General features: G+C 73.9%; 2 protein-coding genes. One reads left to right on the top strand and one right to left on the bottom strand.

The window, feature by feature from the left end:
- Positions 1–363: winged helix-turn-helix domain-containing protein (locus G3I40_RS16425; RefSeq protein ID WP_164302898.1), on the bottom strand; the 363-nt coding region annotated here is incomplete at its 3' end.
- Positions 364–504: 141 nt separating this feature from the next.
- Here G3I40_RS16425 and G3I40_RS16420 point away from each other — a divergent pair.
- The coding region (locus tag G3I40_RS16420; protein ID WP_164302897.1) for an alpha/beta fold hydrolase at positions 505–1,106 on the top strand (602 nt) is incomplete at its 3' end.

Genomic DNA, 1,106 nt, shown 5'->3' with positions numbered 1-1,106 from the left:
CGCCTGCGGCCCGGCTCCGGGGCCGAGCTCGGCCTCATCGCGGTCCTGGACGCGCCCGAGGGCGTCGACGGTCTCGGCGGTCACCCGGTGCTGGGTGACACCGGCGACGAGCGCCGCGCCGAGCCCCGGAGCGAGCGCGTAGTACGAGCCGGCGCGGCCCCGTCCCGTGGTGCGCTCACCGGTGTCCTCGACGCACCCGGCCGCGCTCAGGCGCTGGACGCTGTCGGAGATCGTCGGCTTGGAGATGCCGGTGCGCGCGGAGATCTCGGCGCGCGTCAGACGGGACTCGGACATCAGGGCGCGCAGCACGTTCTCGTCGGTGAGGGCGCGCAGCATCTCCAGGGACGGTTTCGGCGGGGCCATGCCGACATTCTAGTAAGGACTCCTGCCCAAATAATCCGGGGCGGCCCCGCGCCGGAACCGCCATCCCCTTGATCGAACCCGTGGGCCCGGCCTACGGTGCGCCCACCGGCCCGCGGCGAACGACCACGTCAGGAGTGTTCCATGGACCGACTCACGGTGGACGGCGCCGTCTTGCGCTACGACGACGCCGGGCCCACGCAGGGTGTCGTGGTCGTGCTGGTCCATGGGCATCCGTTCGACCGGACGCGGTGGCGACCTCAGGCCGCGTCGCTGGCGGAGGCCGGGTACCGGGTGCTGACGCCGGATCTGCGCGGGTACGGCGCGAGCGACGTCACGGCGGGCAGCGTCCTGCTGTCGCGGTTCGCGGACGACGTCGCCGCGTTGCTCGACCACCTGGGGGTGGAGCGGGCCGTGCTCGGCGGGGTCTCCATGGGTGGGCAGATCGCGATGGAGTTCCACCTGCGCCATGCGCGGCGCACGCGCGCCCTCGTCCTGTCCGACACGTCGGCGCCCCCCGAGACCGCGGAGGGCAAGGCCTTTCGCCACGCGCTCGCCGACCGGCTGCTCGCCGAGGGCATGGGCGGGTACGCCGACGAGGTCATCGGCAAGATGCTGGCCGCGTACAACGTGACGGCGATGCCGGACGTCGCCGCGCACGTCCTGCACATGATGCGGGCGACCGATCCGCGCGGCGCCGCGGCCGCACTGCGCGGGCGGGCCGAGCGGCCCGACTACCGGGACAG

Origin of the sequence: Streptomyces sp. SID14478 (assembly GCF_010548525.1) — a bacterium.
Taxonomy (GTDB): Bacteria; Actinomycetota; Actinomycetes; order Streptomycetales; family Streptomycetaceae; genus Streptomyces.
Note: the sequence above shows the minus strand (reverse complement) of the source record. Positions and strands in the feature narration are given on the sequence as shown.